The following is a 240-nucleotide window of genomic DNA, read 5'->3' as shown; positions in this document are numbered from 1 at the left end:
CTCCTGGATTGGGTATTTTCCACTCGTGACACTTTCGAGTGGCGCGGTCTCGGGTGGATGCCCTACTCCGGGATGGGGATTTCCGAGGAATTCGCCGCCTGGGATGCCGAGCGGCTGTACAAGGTACCGGGAGTGCGGGTTCCCGACCCCCCCGCTTGTGAATGCGGATCGGTGCTTACCGGACGGATCAAGCCTTGGGAATGCAAAGTCTTCGGTACTGCCTGTTCCCCGGAAAAGCCC

1 pseudogene is annotated in these 240 nt (G+C 60.8%); it reads left to right on the top strand.

The annotated features are described in order from the left end of the window. A pseudogene (locus tag QN399_RS26635) lies at positions 1-240 on the top strand (hydrogenase formation protein HypD); the annotation flags it as partial.

Source organism: Pseudomonas sp. 10C3, assembly GCF_036346185.1.
Classification (GTDB): domain Bacteria; phylum Pseudomonadota; class Gammaproteobacteria; order Pseudomonadales; family Pseudomonadaceae; genus Aquipseudomonas.
The sequence above is the reverse complement of the archived record's forward strand: the minus strand, read 5'-3'. Positions and strand labels throughout refer to the sequence as shown.